This window comes from Brevibacterium sanguinis (assembly GCF_003315415.1).
Taxonomy (GTDB): domain Bacteria; phylum Actinomycetota; class Actinomycetes; order Actinomycetales; family Brevibacteriaceae; genus Brevibacterium; species Brevibacterium celere_A.
Window position 1 is genome coordinate 38,914 of record NZ_QNSB01000007.1, and the last position, 14,229, is coordinate 53,142.

Here is a 14,229-nt window from a genome sequence, read left to right on the forward strand (position 1 = left end):
CCTGCTGAGGAGTCATGACGATGGAAACACTGGCAACGATCTGGTTCGTCCTCATCATCGTGCTGTGGATGGGGTACCTCTTCCTCGACGGCTTCGACCTCGGCGTCGGGATGCTCTTGCCGGTCTTCAGCCGGGACGAGAGGCGCCGACGCGTCCTGCTCAACGCGATCGGCCCGGTGTGGGACGGCAATGAGGTCTGGCTCATCACCGCCGCCGGCGCCACCTTCGCCGCGTTCCCGCACTGGTACGCCTCCCTGTTCAGCGCGCTCTACGTGCCCCTGACACTGTGCCTGCTCGCACTCATCTTCCGCGCCGTCGCCATCGAGTACCGCGGCAAGGGCCACACCCGGGCGTGGCGCAGCACCTGGACCTGGGCGATGGCGCTGGGGTCGCTGGGCACGGCGTTCTTCGTCGGCGCCCTGCTCGCCGTTACCTCGACGGGACTGCCGCTCAACGAGCACGGGGACCTCGTCGGAGGCGCCTTCGCCTGGCTCGGGTGGCCGGCCGTCATCGGCGGTCTCGGTGCGGTCGGCTTCTCCCTCGTCCACGCTCTCATCTACCTCGGCCTCAAGACCGAGGGACCGATTCGGGCCAGGGCCCGGCGGTGGGCCCTGCGCGCGATCGTCCCGGCCTCCGTTCCGTTCCTCGTGTGGTTCGCCACCGCGGCGCTCTCCCGGACCTGGCTGCTTCTCGTCGTCGCCGTGGCCGTCGGGGCGCTCGCAGGTGCCATCGTCGCCGTGCGCGCCGAGGCGGAGAAGCGGGCCTTCGTCCTCCACGGGGTCTACCTCGTCGCAGGACTCGGCGCCGTGTTCTCAGGCGTCTACCCCGTCGTGCTGCCGTCGACGCTCGATCCCGCGCACTCCCTGACGATCGCCTCGGCGTCGTCGTCCGAGTACACCCTGGGCGTCATGCTCGTCGTCACCGTGATCTTCCTGCCGATCATCATCGGGTACCAGATCTTCAGCTACAGGATGTTCCTCGGCCGGCTGCGCGAGACCCACATCCCCGAGGCGCACCGGCTGCCCGTGGCGATCCGCTCATGAGCTCGCCGCTGCGCATCCTGTTCGAGCAGCCGGGCGGCCGCCGCGGCCTCGCCGTCCCGGTCGGCTCGGCGCTGGCCCGGGCCGTCGGGCTGGTCCTCCTCGCCGAGGCGCTCGTCCGCGCGATCGTGTCCGCGGGCGATCCCGCCCTGTGGTGGACGCTCGGCCTCCTCGGCGCCGGGCTGCGGGGCGCGGGACTGTGGATCGACGAGCAGTGGGGCACGCGTGCCGCCGCGGCCGCCCACGGCCGGCTGCGGTCCTCCATCCTCACCACCCTGCTGCGGGGGCGGGCGCGCGCCCGGGCGAGCACCGCCGTCGCCGTCACCCGCGGCGTCGACGACCTCGAGGACTACTTCACGACCGTCGTCCCGGCGTTGAGCGCCGCGGCCGTCGTGCCCGCGACCCTCCTCGTCCGGATCGTGTTCACCGATGCCCTCTCGGCCGTGATCATCGCCGCGTGCCTGCCCCTGGTGCCGGTCTTCATGGTCCTCATCGGCCGCTACACCGCCGACTCGACGGCCGCGACGACCACGGCGCTCGCCCGGATGTCGGACCACCTCGCCGAGCTCGCCGCCGGCCTGCCCGTCCTCATCGGGGTCGGCCGCTCCCGCGACCATGCCCGCGCCCTGCGGAAGCTGGGCGCGGACTACCACTCGGCGAGCCTTACGACCCTGCGCATCGCGTTCCTCTCGAGCCTCGCCCTCGAGCTCATCGCGACGATCTCCGTCGCCCTCGTCGCCGTCGTCATCGGTCTGCGCCTGGTGTCGGGGAGCATGGACCTGGCTTCGGGACTGTTCGTCCTCCTCCTGGCCCCCGAGTGCTTCAACCCGCTGCGGCAGCTCGGCGCGGGCTTCCACGCCAGTGAGAACGGCCGCGACGCCTACGACCGCGCCCGGGAGCTCATCGCCGGCGAGCAGTCGGCCCACGCGGACACCGCGGATGCCGACGCCGCCGGCACCGGCTCTGCGGGCCCCGCCGGCACCGTCGCCGGGCCCCCGGCCGATGCGGCCACCGAGGCCATGATCGAGTCCGGCGGGCCCGCCGGTCGGGTCGTCCACGGTGACGGCACGACGATCACGTGGACCGGGGAGATCCCCGCGGCCCCTGGCGTCACGGCGATCACCGGAGCCACCGGCTCCGGCAAGTCGAGCGTGCTGGCCGCACTCACCGGCACCCTCCCGCGCACCTCGGCGACGTCGGCCGTGCAGCTCGACTGCGCCTATGTCCCGCAGACACCCCGGTTCTTCGCCGAGACGGTCGGGGAGGAGCTCGCGGTCTTCGGGCTCGATCCCGCGCGGGCGCGAGAGGAACTGGCCTCGGCGAACCTGGGGATTCCGGCGAGCGCACCGATCGCCGCACTGAGCCCGGGCCAGCAGCGTCGCCTCGCGCTCGTCCGCACTGCCGCCCGCGTCGACGCCGGCGCCGAGGTGCTCGTGCTCGACGAGCCGACCGCCCACCTCGACGAGGAGAGTGCCGCCCTGGTCATCGGCATGATCGCGGCGGTCTCGACCCGGCTGCGCATCGTTCTGGCCAGCCACGACGAGCACGTGCTCGACCTGGCCGACCACGAGATCGCGCCGTGGGAGACCGCACCGGCGGATGTGGACGCACCGGCGGAGGTGGGCGCACCGGCGGAGGTGGGCGCACCGGCGGATGTGGTCGCACCGGCGGTCGCACCCGGATCGGCGGAGGAGCCTGCACCGGTGGGCGGAGAGTCCGCTCCAGTGGAGCCGGCCGTGAGCGCGATCCCGGCGGCGACTCCCCACAGCGCCCGGGGAACCGTCGATCCCCGGCCGGCGGACGGCCTCGAGGGTACGCACCGACCCGATGGCGGACGCGGTTCCGCGCCGGCGCCCGGGAGCCTGCGGCGCCGCTGGTCCGCGCTGCGGGCGAGCATGCCGCTGCTTCGCCGCGACATGGTCCTCGCCCTGCTCGCCTCGTGCGCGGCGAGCCTCGCTGCGATCGCCCTCACCGCCGTCTCCGCCTGGCTCATCGTCGAGGCCTCCCACCAACCGCCCATCATGACCCTCCTGGTCGCGATCGTCGGGGTGCGGTTCTTCGGGCTCAGCCGCTCACTCCTGCAGTACCTCAGCCGGCTCACGCTCCATTCGGCGATCTTCGCCTCGCTCACGGCGCTGCGCTCGCGGCTCTGGGCGCACTTCGAACGCTCCGGGTCGGGCGATCGGACGCTGCTCACCTCCGACACCGCGCTGCGCACGATGATCGCCGACGCCGACGACCTCCGCGACCTCGTGCCCCGCGCCCTCGTCCCGCCGATCGTCGCGCTCATGGTCGTCGCGGCCATCATCACCACCACCGGTCTCCTCCTCCCGACCGCGGTGCCGATCCTCCTCGTGCTCGCCGGCCTCGGCCTGCTGCTCGTCCCGGCGCTGCTCGTGCGCGCTCAGGCCCCGGTGGCGGCGCGGATGCGGTCCGGCAGGGCCCGCATCCTCTCCCTCGTCACCCGAGCGCTCGCGGCCACGGTCGACCTCACAGCCAACCGCGCCGCGGGGTCCGTGCTCGACCGCCTCGCCACGACCGAGGCGGATCTCGCCGACGCCCAGTCGAGATCCGCGAGGGTGTACGGCGCCGCTCAGCTCGCGATCCAGGTCGCCACGGCAGCGGCCGCGGTGGCCGTCGCGGCGACGAGCTCCGCCCCGACCGGCGTCCTCGCCGTCGTCGTCCTCATGACCGTCGGCCTCACCGACGTCCTCTCCTCCTCCCTCACGGCATGGCGCGCGCTGCCCCAGCTCGGCCTCGTCCTCGACCGGCTGCCCGTCGCACGTGCGCACGTCGGCGCCGACGATGAGGACCCTGCGGCGCAGCCGACGGCGGCAGGGCGGGCGCCGCGATTGACCTCGCTCGCCCTCGAGGGGATCACCGTCGGGTGGGAGGAACGGGCCGTGGTCGAGGATCTCGACCTGCGCGCGGACGTCGATCGGTGGACGGTCGTCGTCGGCGAGTCCGGCAGCGGCAAGTCGACGACGGTGGGAGTCCTGCTGAGATTCCTCGACCCGTGGTCGGGACGCTACCGGGCGGGCACGACGACGGGGCAGGATGTCGACGTCCTCGGATTCGCGGCCGCAGAGGTGGCCGGTGCACTCGCCTGGTGCCCGCAGGAGGCGCACGTGTTCCGCTCCACCGTCCGGGGCAACCTCGCGATCGCGAGGGAGCAGACGCCGAGCGACTCCCAGATGTGCGATGCCCTGACCCGCGCGGGCCTCGGCGAATGGGCCAACGCCCAAGGACTCGACAGGTGGGTCGGGGACCGCGGCGCGGAGATCTCGGGCGGTCAGCGGCAGAGGCTGGCCGTGGCCAGGACGATCCTCAGCGGAGCGGGCGTCATCGTCCTCGACGAGCCCACCGCGCACCTCGACCGCGCGACGGCCGCCGGGATGCTCGCGCGGCTCCGACAGGGCCTGGTCGGCCACACCGTCGTCCTCGTCACCCACGACCGGCGGCTCATAGAGCCGGACGATCGGGTCGTCGACCTCGGTGCCGGTCGGCTCAGTCCCGCTTCGAGCCGAACATGATCTCGTCCCAGCTCGGGATCGAGGCGCGGCTGCTCTTCTTCTTCGCCTTCGACTCGGTCGACCGGTACTGATCGGCGTCGTCGCTGACCCCCGGTTCGTTGAGCAGGGAGAGCTGATTGTCGTCGTCGAACCGCCCGACCTCGAGGGTCGGCTCCTGCTCCTCGTCGGATTCGAAGGCGAAGACCTCGTCGTCGGTGGCGGCCTCGGGGCGGCCCGGAGCGGTGTGCGCTCCCTGCGGATGCGTCTCGGGGTCCTCGGTCACCGCGCGCAGACGCGCCCGCGGCTCGTCCTCGTCCCGGCGCCTCCTGCGCAGGTTCTCGAGGATCCGGCCGGTCTCGGCCTGATGGTCGCGCACCGCCGGGGTCTCCTCGGGAGTCGCCGCCGGGGTGAGGGGCTCGATCTCCTCCGTCTGCCGCTGGCGCTCGACCCCCGACCCGTAGTGGGGGATGGGCCCGGTGTCGGTCGGTCCCGAATCGGAGAGCCATTTCGCCTCGTCGTCGAGGGGGGTGAGCGAGTTGCGGTAGAAGTTCCACCCGGCCGTGCGGGTGCGCTCGGCCGCCGTGAACGAGAGCTGGACGTACCAGTTGCCGTCCTGCTGCTTCCAGGCGTCCCAGTCCATCGTCTCGATGTCGACGTCGCGCATCGCCAGGCGCGTCTGGCACAGTTCGACGAGCGGGGTCGGATCCCCATTGGGGTCGTGGTCGAAGTAGATCGGGTGCCGGCTGGCCCGGTGGGCCATGTGCGCACGCTCGGCGAGGGCGGGGCGTTCATAGGTGCGGACCTGCTCGATGTCGGCACCGGTCGCGGCGATGACCTCCTCGGCGCTCATCCCGCCGCGGATCATCGCCTGGATGTCGCGGGGACGCACAGGGGTGTCCCTCCTCACGGCGGCGCGGTCCTTGCGGACGGCCGCGTAGAGAGCCTCGTCGAAGGGCAGCCGGTACTGCTGACCGTCGTCGTCCTTCAGCAGCAGGTGGGTGCCGTCGGCGTCGACTCCATTCAAGCTCAATTCACGCATTGCCCAGGCTCCTTAATCGCAGTCTCGACTTGAATCCTGTCACGTCCGCGTCCGCGAGTCGGGCAGATTCCCTCGCGAGTCGCGAAATCCCGCGCCGTTTCGCCTGCGGACGGCCCGACGGTGAGTGGAATCGGCTCACTGTGCGGACAACCGGCATTGATTCTCTACACGCGGTAAAATCGAGGACGTGAATACGACAGCACCCATCGACACTCTCGTCCTCATGTCCTTCGGAGGACCGGAGGCCCCAGAAGAAGTCGTCCCCTTCCTCAAGAACGTCACCGCCGGACGCGGCATCCCCGAGGAGCGGCTTGAAGAGGTGGGTGAGCACTACTTCGGATTCGGCGGGCGCTCGCCCATCAACGACCAGAACAAGGCGCTGCTCGCCGCACTCCGGACCGAACTCGACCGGCGCGGCATCGACACCCCGCTAATCTGGGGCAATCGGAACTGGGAGCCCTATCTCACCGACGAGGTCCGCGCCGAGGTCGAGGCGGGCCGGACCCGCTTCCTGTCCATCGACACCTCGGCGTACTCCTCCTATTCCTCGTGCCGGCAGTACCGGGAGGACTTCGCCCGGACGGTGGAGAGCATGCGGAACGAGGGCCACGAGGTCTCGATCGAGAAGATCCGGCAGTTCTACAACCATCCCGGTTACGCCGACGCGTGCGCGGCACTGCTCACGGAGGGGCTCGAGGACTTCCGCTCCCAGGTGGCAGCGCTCGACGCCGACCGTCACCGCATCCTCTTCGTCACGCACTCGATCCCCGACGTCATGCAGGACGCCTCCGCGGTCGAGACGAACGGGTACCGGGCCCAGCACGAGGAGCTCATGGCGCACCTGCTCGCCGAGCTCCCCGAGGAGATGCGCCTGCCGGCCGAGCTCGTCTACTGCTCCCGCTCCGGGTCTCCCGAGGTGCCGTGGCTCGAACCCGACGTCAACGATCGGATGGAGGAGCTCGCGGGGGAGGGGATCACAGGAGTGGTCATCGTCCCCATCGGCTTCATCTCCGACCACATGGAGGTCGCCTACGACCTCGACACCGAGGCGAAGGAGACCGCCGGTGAGCTGGGCCTCGCCTTCACCCGCGTCGCCACCGTGGGCACCCACCCGCTCTTCGTCCGCGGCCTCGTCGATCTCATCGAGGAGCGGGTCGCCCAGCTGCGCGGGCAGGACGTCGAGACGCCCGTCATTCCCGGGACGCGTCCGCTCGGCCCGGGAAGCGGCGCCTGCAGCATCGACTGCTGCCGCGGCCGGGTCGAGCGGCCGACCCACCCGAACTGGTGAGCCGACCCACCGCCCCCGAGAGCTGAGAACGACGAATCCCTCCCCCGCTCGATGAGCTGGGGAGGGATTCTCCGTCGCCCGCGGACCCGGCCCGCGGGCCTGAGCATGGCGTCATGAGCGCGGACTGCACCGCACCCGGGACGCTCAGGCTCCTTCGGGCTCGACGATGACCGGAATGGACCCGGTCTCGGCCCTGATCACCTCGGCGATGGGCCCTGTGTCGACGTCGTTGCGGTCGGCCAGGGCCAGGAGATTCTCCAGTTCGTCGATGAGGTTCTCGACGAGGAAGTCGTCCCCGGCGGCTCGGGCCTCATGGAGGCGCTGACGGACATCGTCGATCCTGGTGTCGAGTTGATCTGCGAATTCACTCATCGTGTATCCGTCCTTCCTCTGGTCGCCCCTCATGGGCGGGGACAGTCCCAGTTCGCGTTCATCGGCTCGCGTGGGTCGATGCTTTCCGACGGGTCCATTGTCGCAGAGCTTTTCGAGAATCCTATGTGTGAGCATCATCGCAGGGGACCATGCGGTGACGAGAATCACTGAACGCACGTGCCGATCGATCTTGCCAACGCCCACCCCAGGGTGCACAATGCTGAGGACACGTTTCGGAAAGGGGATCGGATTCCCTTTCAGTACCCCCTCAGAGAGAGCGAAGACGCCACATGGCAACCGACTACGACGCACCTCGCAAGCACGACGACGAAATCAAGAGTGACTCCATCGAACAGCTCAAGGCGCAGCGCTCTCAGGCGCAGGCGAGCAAGATCGACGAGGACGAGGCTGCGGTTGCGGAGGGGTTCGAGCTGCCGGGTGCGGACCTGTCGAACGAGGAGCTGTCGGTGCGGGTGCTGCCCAAGCAGAGCGACGAGTTCACCTGCATGGAGTGCTTCCTCGTCCGGCACCGGTCGCAGATGGCCAGCGACGACGGCGGAATGCCGATCTGCACCGACTGCGCGAGCTGAGAGCAGACGACCGCTCGACCTCTGAATGCACGAAGGCGCCCCGGGAGACCGGGGCGCCTTCGTGCATTCGTCTCCGGCGCGGAGGACCCACGCACGCGGGTCAGTCGCGGGGACGGTCGCCCAGCGCCGCGGCGAACTCCTCGGGGTGGTTGCTCGAGACGAGCCAGTAGGGAGTCGGGTCGGTCTCGTCGGCGATGTCGATCTTCACGGCGGGCTTGACCCAGGGCCGGAGGACGAGGAAGGCGCGGGCGTTGAGCTCGACCCCCCGGGCGACACGAGCCGCCTCGGCGTCGTAGGCATGGGCGGCGGCGACGAACGTCCGCTCGATGTGCGCCTCGCCGACGATGAGCTGGGTGTCGGTGACGACGATCCGCACGGTCAGCGACCGCATCCACAGGAACAGGAGGAGGAAGGCGATGACGGGGAGGACGACTGCGCCGAGCCTCCACACGGGGAAGACCATGAGCGCCGTCGAGGCGGCGGCGCAGACGCAGAGCGCCCAGATGCCCGGGGACGGACGGACCTTCTCCAGGTAGTTGACATGCGTTTCGGGATGAGTCGTTGCCATGTCTCCATTGTCCCACAGCGCATTCTTTTGGACCGCTCAGCCGAGCAGGTTAGAGTGCTTCATTGTGGCTGGAACCCTGAAGATCGAACTCGCCCTGCTCGACCCCGGCATGGACGTGCCCGCGTACGCGCACGCGGCCGACGCGGGAGCGGACCTGTGCTCGACGATCGACTTCGTCCTCGAGCCCTTCGCCCGCCGACTCGTCCCCACCGGCATCGCCCTGGCGCTGCCCGTCGGGTACGCCGGTTTCGTCCACCCGCGGTCGGGGCTCTCGAGCAGGCACGGGGTGACCGTGGTCAATGCCCCGGGGACCATCGACGCCGGCTACCGGGGAGAGATCAAGGTGCCACTCATCAACCTGGACCCGCACACGGCGATGACGATCTCCCGCGGGGACCGCATCGCCCAGCTCGTGATCCAGGAGATCAGGCAGGCGGACTTCCGCCTCGTGCCCTCGCTGGGAACCAGCGATCGCGGCGAAGGCGGCTTCGGCTCCACCGGTGGGGTCGGAGCGGGACTGAGCACCGAAGGGGTGTGACGACAATGGGACTGTTCTCACGATTGACGAGGAAGACGACCGGCGCCGAGAAGCGCGATCTCGCCGCGGAGCGCGAGCGTGACGAGGATCTCGCCGCCGACCGCGTCGCCGGCGACGAGCACGACGATGCCGACGATGCGGACGGCACCGCCGCGGACGCGACCGACTCCGAATCCGAGGAGGACGACGACGAGGCGCTGCTGCGCAAGTCCGCGCCGTTCGACCGGGCGGAGAAGGGACCCTTCGACGTCTCGGAGGACTATCCGGAGCTCAACCGGCTCGACCTCGGCGCCCTCAAAGTGCCGGTGGTCGACGGGATGCAGGTGCGCCTCGACACCGACGACGACTCGCAGCGCGTGCTCGCCGTGACCCTCGTCCACGACGGGGGAGGCGTCCAGCTCCAGGCGTTCGCGACACCCCGCTCCGAGGGACTGTGGAACACCGTGCGCCGCCAGCTCGCCGAGGGCATCGCGAACCAGGGCGGGGAGACCACCGAGCTCCACACCTCCCTGGGCAAGGAGCTCGCCGCGCTCATCCCCGCCAAGACCGAGGACGGCAGGCCCGGCAAGCGGGCGATGCGCTTCGCCGGCATCGACGGACCCCGCTGGTTCGTCCGCGCCGTGTTCTCCGGCAAAGCGGTCACCGACGACGAGGTGCGCGCCGAGCTCAGCGCCCTGCTGCGCGGAGTCGTCGTCGACCGCGGCACCGAGGCGATGGCCCCGCGGGAGCTCATCGTCCTCACCCCGCCCCAGGTCGATCGCGACGAGGAGCCCGAGGACGACGCCGACGAGGGCCTCGACCCGTTCGCCCGCGGTCCGGAAATCACCGAGATCCGCTGAGCCGGGCCATGCTCGATCACTTCACCCGTATGATGCGGGACTACGGTTCCCGCGACGCCGAGGTGCGCGCCGACCTCCGCGTCGCCAGCAGGGTCCCCGGCGCCATCGGCATCGACGAGCTCAGACCGCGCCGGCACTCGCGCATCGCCGGGGTCGTCAGCGCCGTGACCCGCTCGTGCATCGGCGACAGCCCCCGGCTCAAGGTCATGGTCTCCGACGGCACCGGGGAGGTCCAGGCCCAGTTCCTCGGCCGGCGCGACATCAGCGGGCTCAGGCCCGGCGCCCTCGTCGTCCTCGAGGGCCGATTCTGCGAACGCGACGGCGAGCTCGTCGCCCACAATCCTGTCTACGAGCTCATCCAGACCGGGGACGACCATGACTGAGCCGGGCAGGCCCCGGGACGACTCCGCGGACGACACCGAGGAGGGCAGGAGCGAGGGATTCGACTCGCTGGCGAAGGCGGCCGCCTCGAGCCCCCTGGCCAAGGCCGAGACCTCCGTCCTCGACGCCCTCGGCGGGGTGTGGGGGATCATCACCTCGATCATCCCGGTCCTCGTCTTCGTCGTCGTCTTCACCCTCACCGAGGAGCTGCGCACGACGCTCATCGCCGCAGTCGCCTCCGGGGTCGTCGTCCTCGTCGTGTCGCTGTTCGCCAGGCGGCCGATCTCGCAGTCCATCGGGGGACTGCTCGGCGTCGTCGTGTGCGCGCTCGTCGCCCGCTCGACCGGGCGCAGCGAGGACTTCTTCGCCCTCGGACTGCTCGCCAACGCCGGCTATGCGCTCGCGCTCACCGTCTCGATCCTCATCAGGTACCCCGCGGTCGGCATCGTCGTCGCCGCGCTCAAGGGCGCCGCAGGGACTCCCGGCGGCTTCTTCGGCTGGAGGCAGGACCCGGTGACGCTGCGGCGCTACGGACTCGTCACCTGGCTGTGGGTGGGCCTCTTCGTCGCCCGCCTCCTCGTGCAGGCGCCGCTGTACTTCGCCGGGCTGACCGCACCCCTGGGCACGGCCAAGCTCGTCATGGGCCTGCCGCTGACCGCGGTCGTGCTGTGGATGACCTGGCTCATCGTGCGGCGGCCTGCAAGAGGCTGAGCAGGGCCTCCTGCTGGTCCGGCGAGGACAGGAAGAAGAGCTCGTCGCCGGCCTCGATGACGTCGTCGGAGCTCGGAGCGAACGCCCGGGAGTTGCGGATGACCGCGACGAGCACGGTGTCGACGGGGAACGCGATCGCCCCGATCCGCGAGGACACGAGATGCGAGGACTCGTGGACGGTGAACTCCATGAGGCCCGCCCGTCCCCGCTCGAAGCTCATCAGGTGGACGAGCCCGCCGACCTCGACGGCCTCCTCGACGAGAGCGGTCATCAGCCGTGGGGTCGACACGGCGACGTCGACGCCCCAGTTGTCGTCGAAGAGCCACTCGTTCTTCGGATTGTTCACCCGCGAGACCGTCCGGGGGACCCCGAACTCGGTCTTGGCGAGCAGGGACAGGACGAGATTGGTCTTGTCGTCGCCGGTGGCGGCGACGACGACGTCGGCCTCATCGAGCTTCGCCTCACCGAGGCCGGCGATCTCGCAGGCGTCGGAGAGCAGCCACGTCGCCCCGGGGATCCTCTCGTGGCCGAGCGCCTCCTTGTTCTGATCGATGAGGAGGACCTCGTGCTGCTTGTCGAGGAGCTCACGGGCGACGGACCGGCCGACGGATCCCGCTCCGGCGATGACGACTCTCATTCTTCCTCCATGGAGATCACTGGCGGCTGGTCGAGGATCCGCTCGATCTCGCCGAGGCGGCCGACCGGGCACATGAGGTGGACGAGGTCGCCGTCCTGGATGAGCAGATCGTCGTGGGCGACGACCCCCGAGGACAGCCGGGTGACATAGGCGACCCGAGCCTTCGTCGCGTCCTCGATCTGCTGGATCGGTCGGGCCACCCACCCGGGATCGAGGTGCACCTCGGCGAGGACGAGCTTGCCCGAGGGCTCCCGGTACTCCGTGATCGAGCCCTGGGGGACGAGCTTGCGCATCACCTGCTCCGCCGTCCACCGCACGGTGGGGACGGTGGGGATGCCGAGGCGCTCGAACACCTGGGCCCGATGGGGATCGTAGATCCGGGCGGCGACGTTGGCGACGCCGAAGGTCTCGCGGGCGACGCGCGCGGCGAGGATGTTCGAGTTGTCGCCGCTGGAGACCGCGGCGAAGGCATAGGCGTCGGCGGTGCCGGCCTGGGTGAGGGTGTCGCGGTCGAAGCCGACGCCCGTGATCGTCGAGCCGGAGAAGTCGCGGCCGAGCTTGAGGAAGGCATCGGGGTTGCGGTCGACCACCGCGACCGTGTGCCCGCCGCCGTCGAGGGTCTTGGCCAACGACGCCCCGACCCGGCCGCAGCCCATGATGACGAAGTGCATGGGGTGTTCCTCTCCGCAGTGCTCTACGATTGGTGCCCGTGGCCAGCAGTTTTTCTGATGCCGTCAAAAGACTACTCGTTGGACGGCCTTTCCGCAGTGAGGACAGGCGAGTCCCCGCGCTCAACAAGCGCATCGCGATGCCGGTCTTCGCCTCCGACATGCTGTCCTCGGTCGCGTACGCTCCCGACGAGATCCTCCTCGCGCTGTCCCTGACCTCGCTGCTCGCCGTCAGCGTCGCCCCCTGGGTCGGCGTCGCGGTCGGCGCCGTCATCCTCGTCATCGTCGCCTGCTACCGGCTCAACGTCAGGGCCTACCCGTCGGGCGGAGGCGACTACGAGGTCGCGTCGAAGAACCTCGGCCCGCGCGCCGGCCTCGTCGTCGCGGCCGCGCTCCTCGTCGACTACGTCCTCACCCTGGCCGTGTCGATGACGGTGTTCGCGGCCTACATCACCACCGCCCTGCCGGTCCTGGCCCCGTACCGGGTGCCGATCGCGATCACCGGGATCCTCCTCATCACCCTCGCGGGACTGCGCGGGTCGAAGGCCACGCCCGTCCTGCTCGCCATCCCCACCTATCTGTTCCTCGGCGCCGTGTTCCTCACCACGTGCGTGGGGCTCCTGCGGGTCGGCACCGGCGACGCCCCGCAGGCGCAGACCGCGGACTACACGATCGCCCACAGCGGCGTCGACGACGAGCTGACCCTCGGTCTGGCGACCGTGCTCATCGTGCTCCGGGCGTTCTCCTCGGGGTCGGTGGCGCTGGCCGGTGTGCAGACCGTGGCCACCGCGGTGCCCGCGTTCCGCAAGCCGCGGGGGAGGAACGCGGGCAACACCCTGCTGCTGTCGGGGCTGCTCGCCGCGCTCATGCTCACGGGGCTGACGTACCTGGCCTCGGTGACCGGGGTCAAGTACGTCGACGACCCGCATCTCCACCTGGTCCGGCCCGACGGCAGCGTCGTCAGCGCCGAGTACGAGCAGGAGCCGGTGCTCGCCCAGCTCGCGCACGCGGTCTTCGACACCGCTCCCGTGATGTTCTACCTCGTCGTCCTCGTCGCCGCCCTCGTCCTCCTCGTCGCCGCCAACACGGCCGTGGAGGGATTCCCGGGACTGGCCTCGCGGCTGGCCCGGGACGGGTTCCTGCCCCGGCAGCTGGCGACGAAGGGCGACCGCCTGACGTTCTCCAACGGCATCCTCCTCCTCGCCGCGGCCGCGATCGTCCTCGTCATCGTCACCCGCGCCTCGGCGACGCTGCTCATCCAGCTCTACCTCGTCGGCGTGTTCGCGAGCTTCGTCGTCGGTCAGGCGGGCATGGTCCTCCACTGGAACAAGCGGCTGCGGCTGGCCATCGACCACCGGGCCCGGCTGCGCATGCGGGTCAACCGCGTCGTCAACGCGCTGGGCTGCGTCATCGCCACCGGCGTGCTCCTCGTCGTCATCGTCTCGAAGTTCCTCGCCGGCGCGTGGATCGCCGTGGCCGCGATGGCCGCGCTCTTCCTCGTCATGGGCGCCATCCACCGCCACTACCGGCGGGTGGCGGCCGAGCTCGCCCCCGACGCCCAGGTGGGCACCCGGACGATCCCCTCGAACACCCATGCGATCGTCGTCGTCAACGAGATCGACAAGCCCACCCTGCGCGCCCTCTCGTACGCGCGGGTGACCCGCTCGAGTCAGCTCGAGGCGGTCACCGTCGCCGTCGACGAGGACGCCGCCGAGGCGCTGCAGAGGCAGTGGGACGAGATGGAGCTGCCCGTCGCGCTCACCGTCCTCGACTCGCCCTACCGTGAACTCGTCCGCCCGCTGCTCGCGCACGTCCAGGCGATCCGGCGCCGCTCCCCGCGGGACCTCGTCATCGTCTACATCCCGCAGTACATCGTCGGACGCTGGTGGGAGCACCTCCTCCACAACCAAGTAGCCTTGAAGCTGCGCAATCGTCTGCTGCTCGTCCCCAACGTCGTCGTGGTGTCCGTGCCGTGGCGGCTGCGCTCCTTCTCCCGGCAGTTCGCCGGAGACGGACCCGACGACCCCGTGGACAGACAGGCATAGG

14 protein-coding genes are annotated in these 14,229 nt (G+C 70.4%); 9 read left to right on the plus strand and 5 right to left on the minus strand.

What is annotated here, in order from left to right; translation table 11 throughout:
* The first annotated feature begins 20 nt into the window (after nucleotides 1-20).
* Nucleotides 21-1,043, plus strand: a complete 1,023-nt coding sequence (cydB, locus tag DFO65_RS11170) for a cytochrome d ubiquinol oxidase subunit II (RefSeq protein WP_113904663.1) — start codon at nucleotides 21-23, stop codon at nucleotides 1,041-1,043.
* Nucleotides 1,040-4,573, plus strand: coding sequence for a thiol reductant ABC exporter subunit CydC (cydC, locus tag DFO65_RS11175; RefSeq protein WP_113904521.1), 3,534 nt, complete (start codon nucleotides 1,040-1,042; stop codon nucleotides 4,571-4,573). Before cydB ends, cydC begins: the two co-directional genes overlap by 4 nt.
* Here the strand turns inward: cydC and sepH are convergent.
* Nucleotides 4,548-5,591 carry a septation protein SepH gene (sepH, locus tag DFO65_RS11180; RefSeq protein ID WP_113904522.1) on the minus strand — a complete coding sequence of 348 codons (1,044 nt, stop codon included), beginning with the start codon at nucleotides 5,589-5,591 and terminating at the stop codon, nucleotides 4,548-4,550. The genes cydC and sepH overlap by 26 nt on opposite strands.
* A gap of 187 nt (nucleotides 5,592-5,778) precedes the next feature.
* Here sepH and DFO65_RS11185 point away from each other — a divergent pair, with 187 nt between their 5' ends.
* Nucleotides 5,779-6,879: a ferrochelatase gene (locus tag DFO65_RS11185; protein ID WP_113904523.1), complete on the plus strand. Its 1,101-nt coding sequence runs from the start codon at nucleotides 5,779-5,781 to the stop codon at nucleotides 6,877-6,879.
* 144 nt (nucleotides 6,880-7,023) lie between these two features.
* Here the strand turns inward: DFO65_RS11185 and DFO65_RS11190 are convergent, their stop codons facing one another.
* Complete coding sequence (locus DFO65_RS11190) at nucleotides 7,024-7,251, minus strand: hypothetical protein (protein ID WP_113904664.1); 228 nt, start codon at nucleotides 7,249-7,251, stop codon at nucleotides 7,024-7,026.
* Nucleotides 7,252-7,541: 290 nt separating this feature from the next.
* Here DFO65_RS11190 and DFO65_RS11195 point away from each other — a divergent pair, with 290 nt between their 5' ends.
* On the plus strand, nucleotides 7,542-7,841 hold the full coding sequence (locus tag DFO65_RS11195; protein ID WP_113904524.1) for a DUF4193 domain-containing protein: 300 nt from the start codon (nucleotides 7,542-7,544) through the stop codon (nucleotides 7,839-7,841).
* Nucleotides 7,842-7,941: 100 nt separating this feature from the next.
* Here the strand turns inward: DFO65_RS11195 and DFO65_RS11200 are convergent, their stop codons facing one another.
* Nucleotides 7,942-8,409 (minus strand): DUF3093 domain-containing protein, encoded by a 468-nt coding sequence (locus DFO65_RS11200; protein WP_113904525.1) that lies wholly within the window; start codon nucleotides 8,407-8,409, stop codon nucleotides 7,942-7,944.
* 109 nt (nucleotides 8,410-8,518) lie between these two features.
* Here DFO65_RS11200 and dut point away from each other — a divergent pair, with 109 nt between their 5' ends.
* The 4 genes from dut to DFO65_RS11220 are packed head-to-tail and all read left to right on the plus strand — an operon-like array spanning nucleotide 8,519 to nucleotide 10,878.
* Nucleotides 8,519-8,947 carry a dUTP diphosphatase gene (gene dut, locus DFO65_RS11205; protein ID WP_428844226.1) on the plus strand — a complete coding sequence of 143 codons (429 nt, stop codon included), beginning with the start codon at nucleotides 8,519-8,521 and terminating at the stop codon, nucleotides 8,945-8,947.
* A 5-nt stretch (nucleotides 8,948-8,952) separates the two neighbouring features.
* Nucleotides 8,953-9,786, plus strand: coding sequence for a DUF3710 domain-containing protein (locus DFO65_RS11210; RefSeq protein WP_113904527.1), 834 nt, complete (start codon nucleotides 8,953-8,955; stop codon nucleotides 9,784-9,786).
* An 8-nt stretch (nucleotides 9,787-9,794) separates the two neighbouring features.
* Nucleotides 9,795-10,169: an OB-fold nucleic acid binding domain-containing protein gene (locus tag DFO65_RS11215; protein ID WP_113904528.1), complete on the plus strand. Its 375-nt coding sequence runs from the start codon at nucleotides 9,795-9,797 to the stop codon at nucleotides 10,167-10,169.
* Complete coding sequence (locus tag DFO65_RS11220; protein ID WP_113904529.1) at nucleotides 10,162-10,878, plus strand: DUF3159 domain-containing protein; 717 nt, start codon at nucleotides 10,162-10,164, stop codon at nucleotides 10,876-10,878. Before DFO65_RS11215 ends, DFO65_RS11220 begins: the two co-directional genes overlap by 8 nt.
* Here the strand turns inward: DFO65_RS11220 and DFO65_RS11225 are convergent.
* Both DFO65_RS11225 and DFO65_RS11230 read right to left on the minus strand, forming a co-directional pair.
* Nucleotides 10,850-11,515: a potassium channel family protein gene (locus tag DFO65_RS11225; protein ID WP_113904530.1), complete on the minus strand. Its 666-nt coding sequence runs from the start codon at nucleotides 11,513-11,515 to the stop codon at nucleotides 10,850-10,852. The genes DFO65_RS11220 and DFO65_RS11225 overlap by 29 nt on opposite strands.
* The gene (locus DFO65_RS11230; RefSeq protein ID WP_113904531.1) at nucleotides 11,512-12,186 is read right to left on the minus strand and encodes a potassium channel family protein; all 675 of its coding nucleotides are present in this window, start codon (nucleotides 12,184-12,186) and stop codon (nucleotides 11,512-11,514) included. The genes DFO65_RS11225 and DFO65_RS11230 overlap by 4 nt, the downstream gene beginning before the upstream one ends.
* Nucleotides 12,187-12,323: 137 nt before the next feature.
* On the opposite strand from DFO65_RS11230, the gene DFO65_RS11235 reads away from it, so the two are divergent.
* Entirely contained in the window at nucleotides 12,324-14,228 is a 1,905-nt protein-coding gene (locus DFO65_RS11235) for an APC family permease (protein WP_113904532.1), read from the plus strand.
* Nucleotide 14,229 lies beyond the last annotated feature (1 nt).